A 16,492-nucleotide genomic window follows, 5' to 3' on the forward strand; every position below is an offset into this window, starting at 1 on the left:
GGTCGCGGAGGGCACAGGAATGGCATCGGAACGTCCCGCCGACGGCACGGTCGGCAAGGCGCTGGACGTGCTGGAACTGGTGGCCGGGCACGGCGCGCCGGTCCGCTTCTCCGATCTCCTGTCGGTGTCGGATCATCCCAAGGCGACGCTCTACCGTCTGCTCCAGACGCTCACGAACCAGCAGATGCTGCGACACGATGCCGAAAGCGGCACCTATTCGCTCGGCGTCCGGCTCGTCCGCCTCGCGCATTCGGCGTGGTCGCAGAGCTCGCTCGCCCCGATCGCGCGGCCTCATATCGACGCGCTGTCCCAGGCGACGGGCGAGACGATCCACCTGGCGCAACTCGACGCCGGGCACGTCCTCTATGTCGACAAGCGCAACGCGGCCCGCGCGATCGAGATGTTCGCCCAGGCAGGCCGGGTCGGCCCCGCCTATTGCACCGGCGTGGGCAAGGCGATGCTGGCCCATCTCGACCCCGAGCACCTGGACGAGGTGCTCAAGGCGCAGAGCTTTCACCGCCATACCGCGAACACCATCGCGACCGCCGTGGACCTGCGCGCCGAACTGGCCCGCATCCGCGCGCGTGGCTACGCCTTCGACCGGGAGGAGCACGAGCCCGGCATCATCTGCTGCGCCGTGCCCATCCTCAGCCGGATCGGCAAACCCATCGGCGGTCTGTCGATCACCTCATCGACCAACCGGGCGACCCTCGAAGATCTCGAAACCCACGCCGACAAGTTGCTGAACGCGGCCGGTCGCATCGCAGAAGACGCGGAAAGCTGGCGCTTTCCGGAACGCATCTAGGAAGGCGGAACCCCATGACCGGAGTCTCACTCGACAACGTCGTCAAGAAATTCGGGCCCATCGCCGTCATCCACGGCATCGATCTCCGGATCGAGGACGGGGAGTTCTGCGTCTTCGTCGGCCCCTCCGGGTGCGGGAAATCGACCCTCCTGCGGATGGTGGCGGGGCTGGAGAAGACGACCGCCGGCAAGATCCACATCGGCGCCCGCGACGTGACCGACATCGACCCGGCGGAACGCGGCGTCGCGATGGTGTTCCAGACCTACGCGCTCTACCCCCACATGACGGTGGCCGAGAACATGGGCTTCGGGCTGCGGATGAACGGCCATCCGAAGGACGTCATTCGAAGCAAGGTGGCCGAGGCGAGCAGGATCCTCAAGCTCGACAACTATCTCGACCGCAAGCCCAAGGCACTGTCGGGTGGCCAGCGCCAGCGCGTCGCCATCGGCCGGGCCATCGTCCGCGGCCCGGAGGTGTTCCTGTTCGACGAGCCGCTGTCGAACCTCGACGCCGAACTGCGCGTGGACATGCGGATCGAGATCGCGCGCCTTCACAAGGAGATCGGGGCGACGATGATCTACGTCACCCATGATCAGGTGGAGGCGATGACCCTCGCCGACAAGATCGTCGTCCTGCGCGCCGGTCGGATCGAACAAGTGGGCACCCCGATGCAGCTCTACGCCGACCCCGACAACCGCTTCGTCGCCGGCTTCATCGGCTCGCCCAGCATGAATTTCCTCGACGGTGTGGTCGACGGCGGCAAGGTCCGCATTCCCGCGCTCGGCGGTGGCCCTGTCGACACCGGGGTCGCCCTGCCGCCCGATGGCCACAAGGTCGTCGTCGGCCTGCGGCCGCAGCACCTGGCGGTGGCGCCCGGCCCCTCCGACATCGTCCTCGACATCCGCGAACGCCTCGGCGGCGTCTCCTACGACTATCTCGACACCCCGCAAGGGGAGCGGCTGATCGTCGAGACGCGGGACGACGCGGTGATCGACGAGGGCACGCCCGTCGTCGTCACCTTCGATGCTACCCAGGCCCTGTTCTTCGACGTCGACACGGAACGGCGGCTGCGCTGACGGGCCGGGCGTCGCGTGTCGCCGCCGCGTCGCACGTGTTCTTCTGTTTCGGGCGCGCGGGATTTCCGCTAGGGGATCGGCACGTCGAACGCCCGCGACGGGCAGGCCGCCGGAGCATCCCATGGCTTTGCGAACCCACGTGCGCCCGGTGGCGGCCCTGCTTGGCGGCACGGCCGCCTTCAACGCTGGAAACAGTCTTCTCGGCGTCGTCCTGCCCCTGCGGATGGAAGGCGCGGGATATCCGGTCTGGCTGACCGGCCTCGTCATGGCCGCATTCTACATGGGTCTCGCGCTCGGCGGGCTGCGGGCCAAGCGGGTCATCCTGCGCATCGGGCACATCCGCGCCTTCACGGCCTTCGCGGCCGTCTGCGCGGCAAGCTGCCTGTTCTACGGCTTCACCTCCGGCCCAATCGCCTGGGTGACCCTCCGCATCGTCGGCGGGTTCACCATCGCCGGCATGACGACCGCGATCGAAAGCTGGCTCAACGAACGCAGCGCCAACGAGACGCGCGGCCGGGTGCTCGGCTACTACATGCTGGCCTATTACCTCGCCGTCGCGGCGGGTCAGACGATGGTGAACCTCGCGCCCCTGGGCGGGCATGAGCACCTGATGATCGCCGCGGCGCTGATCGGGCTCTCGCTCGTCCCCGTGGCCCTGACCCGACTGGGCGAGCCGAGCCTGGCCGAGGTTCGCGTGCTGAACGTCCGTGCCCTCCATGCGACGTCACGGGTCGGGGTGACGGGCGCTGCCGTGGCGGGAATGATCGTGGGGTCGTTCTATTCGCTGGGCATCGTCTTCGCGCGCGGAATGGGCCTGGGCGTCACCGAAGCGGCCCTGTTCATGAGCACCGTCGTCATCGGCGGGCTGATATTCCAGCTTCCGCTCGGGATGCTGGCCGACCGGTTCGACAGGCGCGTGGTGCTGGCCTTCGTCCTGCTGGCGGCGGGGGCGTCCTGGGCGGGCGTGGCGCTGACGGTCGGACAGGGTTCGCCGCTCCTCGCCGCGGTCCCCGCACTCCTCTTCGGCGGGGCGATCAGCGGCATCTATCCGCTCTGCCTCGCGCTGACCTTCGACCTGCTGGACCGGCGCTACTACGTCGCGGCCGCGGGGCGCTTGCTGATGGTCTATTCGGTCGGCGCGGCCATCGGGCCGCTTGTCGCATCGGTGGTGATGTCTGCCTTCGGGCCGGGGTCCTTCTTCGCGCTGGAATCCCTCGTCGCCGCGGCGTTCGCCGTCGCGGTGCTGCTGCGCGCGCGGACACGCGCGGCACCCGCCGCGGAGGATTGCGAACCGTTCGTCCCGATGCCCGACGGCACGCCGGTGGCGACCGCGCTCGATCCGCGAACAGATCCGCAGGGATCGGCCGACATGGCCTGACGCGCGGCGCAGGCGGAAAGTCGCGGGCAGCCCCGGGGCGCCGGTTGACTTGCGCTCCCCCACCCCGCCTCATCGTGCAGATGCCGCGGGGGCCGGACGCCCCGCAAGGCAAAAGCGTCCTTCATGCGATATTGGCGGGGTGCCCCATGTTCACGAAATCCGATCTCGACAAGCTCATGGAAGCGACGCCGCCCGTCGGCGTGTCGCTGTTCCTGCCGACCCATGTCCGCGGCGCAGAGACCCGGCAGGGACCGATCCGCCTCAAGAACCTGCTGGCCGAGGCGCGCAACCGGCTCGGCGACCGGGGCATGAAGGCTGGGGATATCCACGCGCTTCTCGCTCCGGCCACGGCCCTCCTGGACGACTATCCGTTCTGGCAGCATCAGAACGAAGGGTTGGCGCTGTTCCTTGGTAGCGGAGGGATGCACGAACATCGGGTGCCCTTGTCCTTCGACGAACGCGTCGCGATCGGCCCCCGCTTCCACGTGAAGCCCCTGCTGCCGCTGCTGGCGGCCGACGGCGCCTTTCACGTTCTGACGATCACCGCCGAGAGGGTCCGGCTGTTCGACGCCTCGCGTTTCAGCATGGCGGAGGTGGAACTGGACGATGCGCCGGAGGATCTCGCGGAGGTCATGGGCAAGGCGGACTATCAGAATCCGCTGCAGGCCCCGCCGGCGACGCGGCCCGGCCCGGGTGGGACGACGATCTCGAAGTCGGAGGTCCTGGGCGACAGTCCTGCCGACTGGCGCAAGGATCGTCTGGTCGAATACGTCCGCCGCATAGCCTCGGTCCTCGATGACCGGCTCGCATCCGATGCCGTTCCGGTCGTGCTCGTCGCGGATGCGGAAACGGGTGGGCATTTCGCCAGGTCCACCACACTCGGACCCCTGCTCGCCGGCATGGTCGAGACCAACCCGGCGGCGATGGACGACACCGCCCTGCACGAAGCGGCCTATGCTCTGGTCGAGCCGCGTTTCATGGCGGGTCGCAGGGAGGCCGTCGACCGCCTCGCCGCGCTGCAGGGGAGCGATGACGCCCGAGCCATGGCCGGCGCGGAGGATGTCGCCCGGTCCGCGCAGGAAGGTCGTGTCGAGACGCTCCTGCTGGCCGAAGGCGCATCCGACCGCGATGGCGGCGCGACAGGGTCCGATGACGAAGCCGAGGGCTCCACCCCGGACCGGTTCGATGCCGCGGCCGTCGAGACGCTCCGGCACGGTGGCGACGTCTATATCGTCCCGGCGGATGACATGCCCGGCGACACGCGGATCGCAGCCATTCTGAGGTACTGACCGCTTCAGGCGGCCCGCGGCATCGCCCGGTCGATCAGGTGGCGGGCGTCCGGCAGGACCACCCCGCCATAGGCCAGCCCGCGATCCCCGAGCCGCCCCGCGCAGAACGCGTCGAAAATGGCGCCGTCCCCCTGCGACAGGGCAATGGCCTGCATCGCCAGCGCCACGTCCTCGGCGAACCGGCGCGCGGTCGTCTCGTCGGGGTGCACGTCCAGACGCCGCAGATGCACGTCGAGCCGGGCGTCGAGCCCGCGCGCGCCTGCCACCGCGGCCGCCAGCGCCTGCCTTGCCGCATCGTCCCGAAGCGCGCGGAGCAGGTCGAGCGCGATCACGTTGCCCGACCCTTCCCACACCGCATTGAGCGGCGCCGCGCGGAACAGCCGCCCCATCGGCGCCTCCTCGACGTAACCCGCGCCACCATGTGCCTCCAGTGCCTCATGGACGACCCCGGTCTGCCGCTTGCAGACCCAGTATTTCGCCGCCGGCACCGCCACGCGCGCCAGCGGATCGCCCGCATCCATGAGGGCACCGCAGCGGATGGCGAGCGCCACGGCGGCCTCCACCTCAAGGCACAGGTCGGCCATTACGGCCAGCATCGCCGGCTGGTCGATCAGTGTCTTCTGGAACGCCCGCCGGTGGCTTACATGCCACAGCGCCTGCGTCACCGCCGCCCGCATCCCGCCGGCGGAGCCCGCGACGCAATCGGCGCGCGTCTCCTGCACCATGGCGATGATCGTGGCGATGCCCCGGCCCTCGTCGCCGAGCCGCTGCGCCAGCGCGCCGTGATACTCGATCTCCGAGGACGCATTGGACCGGTCGCCCAGCTTGTCCTTCAGCCGCTGGATGTGCATCCCGTTCCGTCCGCCGTCAGGCAGGACGCGCGGCACCAGGAAACACGTCAGCCCGCCCTCCGCCTGCGCGAGCGTCAGGAAGGCGTCCGACATGGGCGCCGAGCAGAACCACTTGTGCCCGTCCAGCACATAGTCCCCGCCCTGCCGCCGCGCCCGCGTCGTGTTCGCGCGGACATCCGACCCGCCCTGCTTCTCGGTCATCGCCATGCCCAGCGTGACGCCCGCCTTCTGCGCCACCGGCAGGCGTCGGGGGTCGTATTGCGCCGCGCGGACCAGCGGCTCCCACACTGCGGCGACGCGCGCGTCAGCACGCAGCGCGGGCACGCTGGCATGGGTCATCGACATGGGGCAGACCACACCCGCATCCGCCTGCGTCATCAGGTAGAGCCGGGCCAGATGCCCTGCCCGCCCCTCGCCGTCCCAGGCGGCCGACGCGACGCGCCCTTCCAGCCCTAGGCGCATCAGGTCGTGATAGGCCGGATGGAACTCCACCTCGTCGATGCGGTGGCCATAGCGGTCGTGGCTGCGAAGCTTCGGCGGGTTCTCGTTCGCCAGCCGCGCCCGGTCCGCCACCTCCGCCCGCCCGGCCGCGCGTCCCAGATCGACCGGCGGCGCCGTGCCCGCGCGGTCCAGGGCATCGCGTAAAGCGGCATCGCCCGCGCAGAGGTCCAGGTCGGGCAAGGGCGGCGGCTGGTTCGTCACCTCGTGGTTCATGGGGGCAAGTCTGCGCCCCGCATCGCCGTCCGGCAAGCGTTCCGCCGCGTCGCCTGTCAGCGGCCGCGGAACAGCCCGCCCAGGATACCGCGCACCAGCGTGTTGCCCGTCCGCGTGCCCAGCGACCGCGCGAAGGACTTGGCAAAAGCCTCGCCCATGGTATCGCTCCGCCGCGACCGCGCGGGCTGATCGCCCCCGGTGCGGGTGCCGGTGTATCGCCGCCCGGCGGTGTATTCGCGTGAAGGCTCCTTCGCCTCCACCGCTGCCTCCTTCGCCCGTTCGGCCAGGATCTCGAACGCGCTCTCGCGGTCCACGGCCGTGTCGTAGCGCCCCATGACGGGCGAGGCTGCGATGACTTCGGACCGCTCCGCCGCCGTGATCGGCCCCAGCTGCGACGCGGGCGGCCGGATCAGCGTGCGCTCCGCCATGCCGGGGATGCCCTTCCGCTCAAGCAGCGACGTCACCGCCTCGCCCACCCCGACCTCCCGGATCGCGTCCTCGATATCGAGGCGCGGGTTCTCGCGGTAGTTCTGCGCCGCCTGCCGCAGCGCCTTCTGGTCCTTGGCGGTAAAGGCGCGCAGCGCATGCTGGATGCGGTTGCCCAACTGGCTCAGGATGTCCTCTGGAATATCCTCCGGGTTCTGGGTCACGAAATAGACCCCCACGCCCTTGGACCGGATCAGCCGGGCCACCTGCTCCACCTTGTCGACCAGGACCTTCGGCGCGTCGTCGAACAGCAGATGCGCCTCGTCGAAGAAGAAGACGAGCTTCGGCTTTTCGGGGTCGCCCACCTCGGGCAACTGCTCGAAAAGCTCCGACAGAAGCCACAGCAGGAACGTCGCATAGAGGCGCGGCGAGGCCATCAGGCGGTCGGCGGCCAGGATGTTCACCACCCCCCGCCCGTCCGGCGCCGTCAGCATCAGGTCCGGCAGCGCCAGCGCCGGCTCTCCGAACAGAAGCGCGCCGCCCTGATTCTCCAGCGTGAGCAGCGACCGCTGGATCGCGCCGACCGAGGCCGTGGCCACGTTGCCGTAGCGCGCCGAGAGGTCGCCACGGTTCTCGGACACCCAGACCAGCAGCGCCTGCAGGTCCTTCAGGTCGAGCAGCGCCAGCCCCTCCTCGTCGGCCACGCGGAAGGCGATGTTCAGCACGCCTTCCTGCACGTCCGTCAGGTCCATCAGCCGCGCCAGCAGAAGCGGCCCCATCTCGGACACCGTGGTGCGGACGGGATGGCCCGCCTCGCCCCACAGGTCCCAAAAGATGACAGGCGCGGCCGCATAGATCAGGTCCAGCCCGATGGTCTCCGCCCTCGCGACGAAGGCTTCGTGCAGTTTCGCCGTCTCGGACCCGGGCCGCGCCATGCCCGACAGGTCGCCCTTGACGTCCGACAGGAAGACCGGAACCCCGGCGTCCGAAAACCCCTGCGCCAATATCTGCAACGTGACCGTCTTGCCCGTGCCGGTGGCCCCCGCGATCAGCCCGTGCCGGTTCGCATGGTCCAGCCGCAAGCTTTGCGGCGTCGCGTGCCCCTCGCCGCCGCCGCCCACGAAGATCGTTCCGGCACCGTCATCCATGGCATCCCCCGTTCACCTGTTCTTAACATCCGCCTGCCATAACAGCGGGGAACCGGGTCGCATACTCTCTGCGGGTCAGGTTTGCCTTCCTGTCGACCTGGCCGCGCGGGTTTCCCTCCCCGCGCGGCCTTCTTCGTCGCCCCCCGCCGGGCCACGACAGCGGATATCCGCAACGGCGGAAGTTGAAAAAACGCAAACCGGCGGAAACAAGCCGGTTGACGGGTTATCCCCCACTGCATAAGGTTCGCCTCATCAAGTCGGCCAGTCCGACGGGGAGAGAAAAAAGTCACGGAAAAAGGGCCTTTCATCAGGCCCTTTTTCATTGCCCGGCCCCCGGCACGACCCGCATCGGGCGACGGCTTCTTCCCCCTGCACCTTCCCATCGTCACGTGATAAACCCCGCCCCGACAGATCATCTGAGGAGAGATACCTTGATCACAGCACCGACCCTCCGCGCTTCCGCGATCGCGCTCGCGATGGTTCTGGCCGCCCCCGCATGGGCGCAGGATGCGGGGACGAATACGCCGGCCGAGACCCCCGCCGAAACGCCGGCGGAGCCTGCGGCCGATGCTCCGGCGCCCGCCGAGGGGACCGAGACCGGGACAGAGACGGACACCGCCGAGGAACCCGGATCGCCCGGTGACGGCCTGATGCAGGGTGAATCGGTCGGTCAGGCCCTAGGCGGCGGCCCCGAGATCTACATGCGCGAGGAGCACGGCGACTGGGAAGTCCGCTGCCTCAAGGCGCCCGAGGGGCAGACCGACCCTTGCCAGCTCTATCAGCGCCTGTCCGACCAGCAGGGCAACCCGACGGCCGACGTCAACTTCTTCGACCTGCCCGACGGCAACGAGATCGTGGCCGGCGCGACCGTCCTGACCCCCCTTCAGACGCTGCTGACCGCGCAGGTCACGATGCAGATCGATTCCGGCGAACCCCGCCGCTATCCCTTCAGCTTCTGCGACCAGTCGGGCTGCTACGCCCGCATGGGCTTCACTGCCGCCGATGTCGCCGCGCTCAAGCGGGGCGCCAAGGCCACGCTGACGCTGGTGCCGGCCCTCGCCCCCGACCAGAAGGCGGAGCTTGCCATGTCGCTCTCGGGGTTCACCGCCGGCCTTTCGGCGGTCGAGGTCAAGGCACCCGAGTGACCTCGTCATCCTGACCGACCGGGGCGCCTTCGGGCGCCCCTTTTCGTTCGCGGTCCGCGTCTTTGTGCTCACGGCACCCTTGCAACTGGCCAATCGCCCGCTCTTGCGGTTTTCTGGCGGCCGGACCCACAGGGCGGAGCGCGGCCGATGATCACCCTGGATTTCACCACCGAAATCACGCCGGAACGGCGGGACGCCTTCACCCGTGCCGCCGCGCGATGGGACGCCGTCATCGAGACCCGCTTCGACCCGCAGGACGTCGAGGGCCAGCTTCTGACCGGCCCGCGCATCACGGTCGCCATCGCACCCATCGACGGAGCGCAGGGCATCCTGGGCCAGGCGGGGCCGACCCTCCTGCGCCCGGGGTCGGAACTTCCGGTGGCGGGCGTGATGCAGTTCGACACCGCCGACGTCGAAGTGCTGGAAGCCGGCGCCCGGTTCGAGGATGTCGTCCTGCACGAGATGGCGCATGTGCTGGGCTTCGGCACCCTCTGGCAACGGGCGGGCCTCATCGCAGGATCTGGCACCAACGACCCCCGCTTCACCGGCGCCGCCGCCGCGCGGGAGTTCGCGGTCCTCGATCCCGCCGCCGGGCCCGGTGTGCCCATCGCCAACACCGGCGGCCCCGGCACACGCGAAGGCCACTGGCGGGAGCTGATCTTCGGGGACGAGCTTCTGACCGGGTTCCTGTCGGGCACGTCCCGCCCGCTCAGCCGCATGTCCGTCGCCTCGTTCGAGGATCTGGGCTACCGCGTCGACTACTCCCGCGCCGATCCCTTTTCGCTGCCCACCTTCCGCGAACTGGCCCTCATGGGCATCACCGAGGCCGTCCGCATCTGCGACCTCTGCCGCATGGGCCGCACCGAACCCGTCGTGCTGGGCGACTGACGCTCAGACCGCGCGCAGGGCCAGCACCGCGTTCATGCCCCCGAAGGCAAAGGCGTTCGAAAGGCACGCCGTCACGCGCGCCTGCCGCGCCTTGTTCGGCACGACGTCGAGCGGGCATTCGGGGTCGGGCGCGACGAAGTTCGCGGTGGGCGCCACCACGCCGTCGCGCAGGGCCATGATGCAGGCCAGCAGTTCGATGGCCCCGGTCGCGCCGATGCAATGGCCGTGCATCGACTTCGTGGACGACACCATCAGGCCGTCGGTCCGCGCCCCGAACACGCGGCCGATGGCGGCGCTCTCGATGCGGTCGTTCGCCGCCGTCGCCGTGCCGTGCGCGTTGACATAGGCCACGTCGCCCGCGTCCAGCCCGGCGTCCGCCAGTGCCCGGGCCATTGCCCGTTCGGCCCCCCGCTGCGACGGCATCACGATGTCGAAGGCATCCGACGTCATGGCGACGCCCGCGATCTCGGCCAGGATCTCCGCCCCCCGCGCGCGGGCGTGGTCGCGCTCTTCCAGCACGAAAACCCCCGCGCCCTCTCCCTGCACCATCCCCGACCGCGTGGCGCAGAACGGGCGGCAGGTGTCGTTCGACATGACGCGCAGCCCCTCCCATGCCTTGACGCCGCCGAAGCACAGCATCGCCTCCGCCCCGCCGGTCAGCATCACGGGGGCCATGCCGGTGCGGATCATCTGAACCGCCTGCGCGATGGCATGGTTCGACGACGCGCAGGCGCTCGACACGGTGAAGGACGGCCCCATCAGGTTGTGCGCCATGGCGATCTGCGCGGCAGCGGCGCTGTTCATCAGGCGCGGCACGACGAAGGGATGCACGCGGTTCTTTCCGTGGGCATAGACCTCGCGGTAGCTGTCGTCCTGCGTGATGAGCCCGCCGCCCGACGTCCCCAGGATCACGCCGGAGCGGTCGGCCAGCGCGCCGTCGAACGTCAGTCCCGCCTGCGCAACGGCCTGACCCGCGGCCATCAGCGCGAACTGCGCATAGCGGTCCAGCATCGCGATCCGCTGCCGGTCGAAATGGGCAGCCGGGTCGTGGCCCCGCACCTGCGCGCCGATGCGGATGGTCAGGCGGTCCGCGTCCGGCAGGTCGAGCGGTCCGATCCCCGAGCGCCCTTCCCGCATCGCCTCCATCGTCGCTGCCACGTCCGTACCCAGAGCGTTGACCGTGCCCGCCCCGGTGATGACGACCCGCCGCATCAGCCCTTCTGCTCTGCCACCAGCCGCTCGACCGCGGCGACGATGGCGCCGACCGACGAGATGTCGAAACCGGATTTCGTCGGCTCGTTGGCGTTGAACGGCACGCGGATGTCGAATTCCTCCTCGATGGCGAAGATCGCCTCGACAAGCCCCATGGAATCGACGCCCAGATCCGCCGGCGTCTGGTCTTCGGTCACGTCCGAGGGGTCCACCATGGCCTGTTCGGCCACGATGGCGCGGACGCGGGCGCGGATGTCAGTCGTCATCCCGCTTGCCTCCCGTCATCCCGGCCACCGCCCGGCGCAGCTCCGACAACTGCTCCAGCGCGCGCGGCAGGCGGCGCAGGGCGCGGTACATGGCCATGTTGGTTTCCATCTTCACCGCGGGGCTGCCCATGATGACCTCTCCGTCGCGCACGCGGCTGTAGATTTCGGTCCCGCCCCCGGCGACCACGTCGTTGCCGATGGTGATGTTGTCGCTGACCCCGACCTTGCCCGCCAGCACGACACGGTCCCCGATGGTGCTGCCCCCGGCCAGCCCGACCTGACCGCAAAGCAGGCAATCTTCGCCCACGCGGTTGTTGTGGCCGATCATGACCAGGTTGTCGATCTTGGTGCCCCGCCCGATCACCGTGTCGGCCACGGTCCCACGGTCGATGGTCGAATTGGCCCCGACCTCCACATCGTCGCCGATCCTGACGGAGCCGAGCGAATGGATGCGCGTCCATTTCTGCTGCGTGATCTCGCCCTGATCGCCCAGCGTGCGGCGCGCCTTCTCCACCCCCGACTCCTCGGGCGTGACGAAGCTGAAGCCGTCGCCGCCGATCACGACGCCGGGTTGTGCGATGAACCGGTCCCCGATCCGCACCCGCGCGCCGATCCGCACGCCCTGCATCAGCAGCGCATCGTCGCCGATCACCGCCTCCTCGGCCACCGTCACATGCCCCGCGATCCGCGCGCGCGCGCCGATGCGCGCTCCGGCCGCGATCACGACAAAGGGGCCGATGGCAGCCCCCTCCCCGATCTGCGCACCATCTTCAACGATTGCAGTGGGATGCAGGCCGACGTTCATGCGCGGCCCCGGGTCCAGCGCCGCCGTGATGCCTGCCATCGCCAGCCGGGCCCGCGGCACCAGAATCGCCCCCTCCAACCCCATCGCACGCCAGTCCGCCCCTTCCCATAGAACCGCGACGCGGGCCTGCCCAGCATGCAGCGCCTCGGCATAGGCGGGCGACATCGCCAGCGCCAGATCGCCCGGACCGGCGGCGGCGGGTTCGGCCACGCGGGCAAAGCGGATCGTGCCGTCGCCCTCCACCGGACGGCCAAGGGTCTGGGCGATCTGCGAAAGGGTGTACATCATCCGGGCCTCCGGGCGTCGGTCCTGCGCCCCGATGCCGATCTAGCTGCGCGTCGCGGCCAGTTCCACCCCGGCGGCGCGCAGTGCGTCGATGACCCGGGCGTCCCGTCCGTAGGGATCGCCACGATAGTTCGCCCGCCCCGTGGGCGTCACCCAGGCCGACCAATAGACGAGATGCACCCCCACGGGCGTGTCGAGGTTCACCCGCCGCTCCTGCCCCGTGTTCAGGATGCGCGTGAAATCCGCCTCCGGCGTCGCGGTCTGGGGCGTGAGCAGATGATAGGCCAGGTCGAGCGGGCGTTCGACGCGGACGCATCCGTGGCTGAAGGCGCGCACATCCCTCTCGAACAGGCTGCGCGAGGGCGTGTCGTGAAGGTAGATGTTCCAGCGGTTCGGGAACATGAACTTCACCCGGCCGAGCGCGTTCTGCGGGCCGGGTGCCTGCTTCAGGCTGAACGGAAAGGTCGACGCGGTATAGCGGCTGAAGTCGATCGCGTCGTGGTTCACCCGGCCGCTGCGCGAATGAACCTGGAGATGCCGCGCGCCGCCCCGCCGCAGCGCGGGCAGGTATTCCTTGACCGCGATCGACCGGGGCACGTTCCACGTCGGATTGATGACCATGTGGGTCATCATGTGGCTGAATTCGGGCGTGCGTCGGTCGGGCGTGTCGGCCCCCACGACCACCACCGTGTCGAATGTCACCTTTCCGTCGTCTACGACATAGGCGTGCTGTTCGGCCAGGTTCACCAGGACATGCCGCGGCTCCAGCGGCTTGTTCATCCAGCGCTGCCGCTCCAGCCCGACGACGACCTGCGCCAGCCGGTCCTCGACCGGGACGTTGATCGCGGCGAGCGTCGCCGGCCCGGCCTCGCCATCCGGCGACAGGCCGTGGTCGATCTGGAACGCGCGGACCGCCGATTCGAGGTCGGCGTCATAGGTCGCGGCCACCGACCGGCGCAGGTATCCCATGCGGATCAACCGGTTGCGAAGCTCGACGACCCCGGCTCCTTCCGCCCCCGGCTTGAGTGCGGGCGACGACACGGGCGCGCCCCAGCCGCCCGCGGCCGCCAACTCTTCCAACCGCAGCTTCTCGCGCAGCAGGCGCGTATAGGCAGGCGACGACGGCGCCAGCGCCTGGACCGCGTCGAAGGGATCGCCCTCTGCAAAGGCGGTGATCTGCGCCAGCCGCTCGGGCCGCGGCACCTCCAGCACGATGGTGCGGTCGACGTCCCGCGGGTTCAGGACGCCGAAGCCGATATCCTGCGCGAAGCTCAGGAACCGCCGCGTCATCGCCACCTCCAGCGCGCCCAGGCCGGCAGGGTCGCGGACCGCGGCGAACTCCGCGCGAATCGTGGCCGCGTCGTAACGCCCGGCCGGCAAGCCGTGCTCCCGCGCCCGGTCGAGCGCACCCAGAAACGCCGCGCGACGGTCGGCAGCCCCTTCGCCCATCCAGATCGGCGCGAAGGCGCGCGCGCGATAGAAGGCGGCGATATCCTCATCCGCCGACGCGGCCTGCGCGACCGCCTGCTGCAACGGCGTGACCAGTGGGGCCGACATCGCCGGCGCCCCCCAGGACATCAGCGCCGCAAGGGCAAGGGATGACAGGCGCGGAAACATCTGGCGGAAACCTCGTGAAAAATCGTCCGGCGCGACGGTAACCGACGGTTAGCGACTGTCCATTAACAATTTGCAAAGAAATGGCTCGTAGGCAGGACGGCAACAGGAGGACGTCGATTTCATTCCGCTACGGAAACCGGCGAAATTCTGCCCATGTGGACGACCCGCGGAACAGAAGTCGAGAAATCGCCAAACTTATGGCAAACGGAAAAGGTCACATGGGGATGAGACACCTGAGGCCGCAAAGACGGTCCAAAGACAGTGAACGGGACAACTTCGTGACTCAACACATCTCTGCAGGCACGTCGCTCACGCGGCGGGGACTTCTTGGTGCATTCGCGGCGACCGCCGTGGCAGCCGCCCCCACATATTCGAACGCGGCGGGCTTTCTGCGCGGAGGCGGCGATGTCCGCCGCATCAAGATGCACAATGCGCGCACCGGCGAATCGATGGACACGATCTACTGGATCGAAGGTCAGTACATCGGCGACGCCCTGAACGAGATCAATTTCTTCTTCCGGGACTGGCGGCGCAACGAACTCAAGCAGATCGACAACCGGACCGTGGACATCATAGCCGCGACGCACCGATTGGTCGAGACGCGGGAACCCTTCCTGCTCCTCTCCGGCTACCGCTCGCCCGCGACCAACGCGATGCTGCGGTCGCGTGGCGGTGGCGTGGCGCGCAACTCGCTCCACCTCCAGGGTCAGGCCGCCGATATCCGGCTGTCGTCCCGCTCGGTCAGCCAGGTGGCGCGTGCGGCGGCATCCTGCTCCGCCGGCGGCGTGGGTCGCTATTCCGGGTCCGGCTTCACCCATGTCGATTGCGGCAACGTCCGCAGTTGGGGCGGCTGACGCTCTTTCGACTGCCTTTCGATGCTGCGATGGCCGCCCCGTTGTCCGGGCGGCCTTTCGCGCGTCAAGACGTCCTTTCGTCTCAGGCCGCCAGTTCCGTGGATTTGCGCGGAAACACGAAGCACCGTTCCCGCCGGATCGACAGCCACATCACCGTTCCCGGATGCGGCAGGAAGACGGCCGGCACCGTCGCCGTCACCAGCGACACGCCATCGTCCATAAGGAACTCGACCAAGCTTTCCTTGCCCATGAACCGTGCCCGCTGAACCGTGCCGCGCGCGGGCGTGCCCTCCAGGGGTGTCGGGGCCGGCCCCTTTCCCCCGCGGTCGAAGTCGATGCGCACATGCTGCGGCCGAAAGACGATATCCACCTCGGTCCCGTCGGGCAGGCCGGGGGCAAGGAACTGCCCGAAGGGCGTCTGCGTCAGCGCGCCGCGCACCGTCCCCGTCAGGGTGTTGATGTCACTGAAGAAAGCCGCGGCCGCGCGATCGACTGGCGCATTATAGATGTTGTAGGGCGCGGCCTTCTGAACGATTCGGCCCGCCCGCATCAGCGCGATCTCGTCCGCCATCCGCATCGCCTCGTCGGGCTCATGCGTCACCAGAAGGACGGCCGTGCCCTCCTCCTTCAGCACGCTCAGGGTCGCGTCACGGATCTCGTCGCGCAGCCGGTTGTCGAGGCCCGAAAAGGGCTCATCCATCAGCATGATGCCCGGCCGGGGCGCCAGGGCGCGGGCGAGGGCCACGCGCTGCTGCTCGCCCCCCGACAGCTCGTGCGGATGCTTGGCGCCGTAGCCGACCAGATCGACCCGCTTCAACAACTCCTCCACCCGCGCCGTCGAGACCCCGTCGCGCGGCAGGCCGAAGCCGATGTTCTGCGCCACGGTGAGGTGGGGAAACAGGGCGAAATCCTGGAACATGAGGCCGACGCCCCGGCGCTCCGGCGGCAGGTGGCGCGCATCGTCCGAGACCACCCGCCCGTTGAGCGAAACGCTGCCCGCGTCCTGCCGGTCGACGCCGGCAATGATCCGCAGCGTCGTGGACTTGCCGCAGCCGGACGGTCCCAGAAGACAGGTCACCTGCCCCGCCGGTACCGACAGCGAGATGCCGTCGACGACCGGCCGTCCGCCAAGGTGTCGCACCAATCCGTCGGTCTGCAGGCGTGGCGTCATCGAGTACCCGAGCGTTATCGTCGGGTTGGCCTATCAGCCACGCAGGACAGGGTAAAGGCGATCAGAGAACCTCGCCGGTCCGCTTCTCCTGCCGCGCATAGAGGTAGAGAAGGAAGCTGAGCAGCAGGACCAGCGCCATCGCAAGCCAGACCGTTCCCCCGCCCCCCGCAATGGCGATCAGCGTCGGCTGCGCCGCGAATATCCCCCAGCCCAGGATCACCACGAGCGTGATGAAGGCGAAGGCCAGCATCCACACCGATGCGCGCACGTGGGCGAGCAGGCAGAGCGCGCCCACCAGCGCAAGCACCACATGCGCTCCCCAGACCGCCTGAACCCAGGTCGGAAGCGAGGCCAGCCAGTCGAGCTGTTCCAGCGAGTACATGTCGAGCCACGCGAGCCGCAGGCGATAGGAGATCAGGACGTATTCGACGAGAGCAAGCACCCCGTAAGCAAGCGAAATCAGACCCATGACGTAGAAATGCAAGCGCCGCATGTGCCCTCCGCGCGTTGTTCAGATCGCGGCTTAGCACGAAACCCCGCCGCCACAAACGGTAACGGGGCG

15 protein-coding genes are annotated in these 16,492 nt (G+C 69.1%); 7 read left to right on the plus strand and 8 right to left on the minus strand.

Annotated elements, in window-relative coordinates; all coding sequences use genetic code 11:
• Nucleotides 1-19 precede the first annotated feature (19 nt).
• From JAN5088_RS14320 to JAN5088_RS14335, 4 genes are all read left to right on the plus strand, one after another.
• Nucleotides 20-805, plus strand: a complete 786-nt coding sequence (locus JAN5088_RS14320) for an IclR family transcriptional regulator (protein WP_055683505.1) — start codon at nucleotides 20-22, stop codon at nucleotides 803-805.
• A 14-nt stretch (nucleotides 806-819) separates the two neighbouring features.
• Nucleotides 820-1,881, plus strand: coding sequence for an ABC transporter ATP-binding protein (locus JAN5088_RS14325; RefSeq protein WP_055683506.1), 1,062 nt, complete (start codon nucleotides 820-822; stop codon nucleotides 1,879-1,881).
• Nucleotides 1,882-2,002: 121 nt separating this feature from the next.
• Nucleotides 2,003-3,259 (plus strand): MFS transporter, encoded by a 1,257-nt coding sequence (locus JAN5088_RS14330; RefSeq protein WP_055683507.1) that lies wholly within the window; start codon nucleotides 2,003-2,005, stop codon nucleotides 3,257-3,259.
• A 146-nt stretch (nucleotides 3,260-3,405) separates the two neighbouring features.
• Nucleotides 3,406-4,548 carry a baeRF3 domain-containing protein gene (locus JAN5088_RS14335; RefSeq protein WP_055683508.1) on the plus strand — a complete coding sequence of 381 codons (1,143 nt, stop codon included), beginning with the start codon at nucleotides 3,406-3,408 and terminating at the stop codon, nucleotides 4,546-4,548.
• 5 nt (nucleotides 4,549-4,553) lie between these two features.
• Here the strand turns inward: JAN5088_RS14335 and JAN5088_RS14340 are convergent, their stop codons facing one another.
• Together JAN5088_RS14340 and JAN5088_RS14345 are read right to left on the minus strand one after the other, a co-directional pair.
• A complete protein-coding gene (locus JAN5088_RS14340; RefSeq protein WP_055683509.1) occupies nucleotides 4,554-6,113 on the minus strand; it encodes an acyl-CoA dehydrogenase family protein in 1,560 nt (519 codons plus the stop codon).
• 56 nt (nucleotides 6,114-6,169) lie between these two features.
• Nucleotides 6,170-7,687, minus strand: a complete 1,518-nt coding sequence (locus JAN5088_RS14345) for a helicase HerA-like domain-containing protein (RefSeq protein WP_055683510.1) — start codon at nucleotides 7,685-7,687, stop codon at nucleotides 6,170-6,172.
• Nucleotides 7,688-8,163: 476 nt separating this feature from the next.
• Between JAN5088_RS14345 and JAN5088_RS14350 the strand changes: the two genes are divergently transcribed.
• Nucleotides 8,164-8,832: an invasion associated locus B family protein gene (locus JAN5088_RS14350; protein WP_055683799.1), complete on the plus strand. Its 669-nt coding sequence runs from the start codon at nucleotides 8,164-8,166 to the stop codon at nucleotides 8,830-8,832.
• A gap of 147 nt (nucleotides 8,833-8,979) precedes the next feature.
• Entirely contained in the window at nucleotides 8,980-9,720 is a 741-nt protein-coding gene (locus tag JAN5088_RS14355; RefSeq protein WP_055683511.1) for a leishmanolysin-related zinc metalloendopeptidase, read from the plus strand.
• A 3-nt stretch (nucleotides 9,721-9,723) separates the two neighbouring features.
• On the opposite strand, the gene JAN5088_RS14360 is transcribed toward JAN5088_RS14355, so the two are convergent.
• From JAN5088_RS14360 to JAN5088_RS14375, 4 genes are read right to left on the minus strand one after another with little or no spacing between them, the layout of a single operon-like run.
• Nucleotides 9,724-10,932, minus strand: coding sequence for a beta-ketoacyl-[acyl-carrier-protein] synthase family protein (locus tag JAN5088_RS14360; protein WP_055683512.1), 1,209 nt, complete (start codon nucleotides 10,930-10,932; stop codon nucleotides 9,724-9,726).
• Entirely contained in the window at nucleotides 10,932-11,198 is a 267-nt protein-coding gene (locus tag JAN5088_RS14365; protein ID WP_055683513.1) for an acyl carrier protein, read from the minus strand. The genes JAN5088_RS14360 and JAN5088_RS14365 overlap by 1 nt, the downstream gene beginning before the upstream one ends.
• Nucleotides 11,188-12,291: a UDP-3-O-(3-hydroxymyristoyl)glucosamine N-acyltransferase gene (gene lpxD, locus JAN5088_RS14370; RefSeq protein ID WP_143114693.1), complete on the minus strand. Its 1,104-nt coding sequence runs from the start codon at nucleotides 12,289-12,291 to the stop codon at nucleotides 11,188-11,190. The genes JAN5088_RS14365 and lpxD overlap by 11 nt, the downstream gene beginning before the upstream one ends.
• A 39-nt stretch (nucleotides 12,292-12,330) precedes the next feature.
• Nucleotides 12,331-13,845 (minus strand): L,D-transpeptidase family protein, encoded by a 1,515-nt coding sequence (locus JAN5088_RS14375; RefSeq protein WP_233489802.1) that lies wholly within the window; start codon nucleotides 13,843-13,845, stop codon nucleotides 12,331-12,333.
• 338 nt (nucleotides 13,846-14,183) lie between these two features.
• Here JAN5088_RS14375 and mepK point away from each other — a divergent pair, with 338 nt between their 5' ends.
• The gene (mepK, locus tag JAN5088_RS14380; protein WP_055683800.1) at nucleotides 14,184-14,759 is read left to right on the plus strand and encodes a peptidoglycan L,D-endopeptidase MepK; all 576 of its coding nucleotides are present in this window, start codon (nucleotides 14,184-14,186) and stop codon (nucleotides 14,757-14,759) included.
• A gap of 82 nt (nucleotides 14,760-14,841) precedes the next feature.
• Here the strand turns inward: mepK and JAN5088_RS14385 are convergent, their stop codons facing one another.
• Both JAN5088_RS14385 and JAN5088_RS14390 read right to left on the minus strand, forming a co-directional pair.
• Nucleotides 14,842-15,930 carry an ABC transporter ATP-binding protein gene (locus tag JAN5088_RS14385; protein WP_055683516.1) on the minus strand — a complete coding sequence of 363 codons (1,089 nt, stop codon included), beginning with the start codon at nucleotides 15,928-15,930 and terminating at the stop codon, nucleotides 14,842-14,844.
• A gap of 61 nt (nucleotides 15,931-15,991) precedes the next feature.
• Nucleotides 15,992-16,423, minus strand: coding sequence for a hypothetical protein (locus JAN5088_RS14390; protein WP_055683517.1), 432 nt, complete (start codon nucleotides 16,421-16,423; stop codon nucleotides 15,992-15,994).
• Nucleotides 16,424-16,492 lie beyond the last annotated feature (69 nt).

The organism is Jannaschia rubra, from assembly GCF_001403735.1.
Classification (GTDB): Bacteria; Pseudomonadota; Alphaproteobacteria; order Rhodobacterales; family Rhodobacteraceae; genus Jannaschia; species Jannaschia rubra.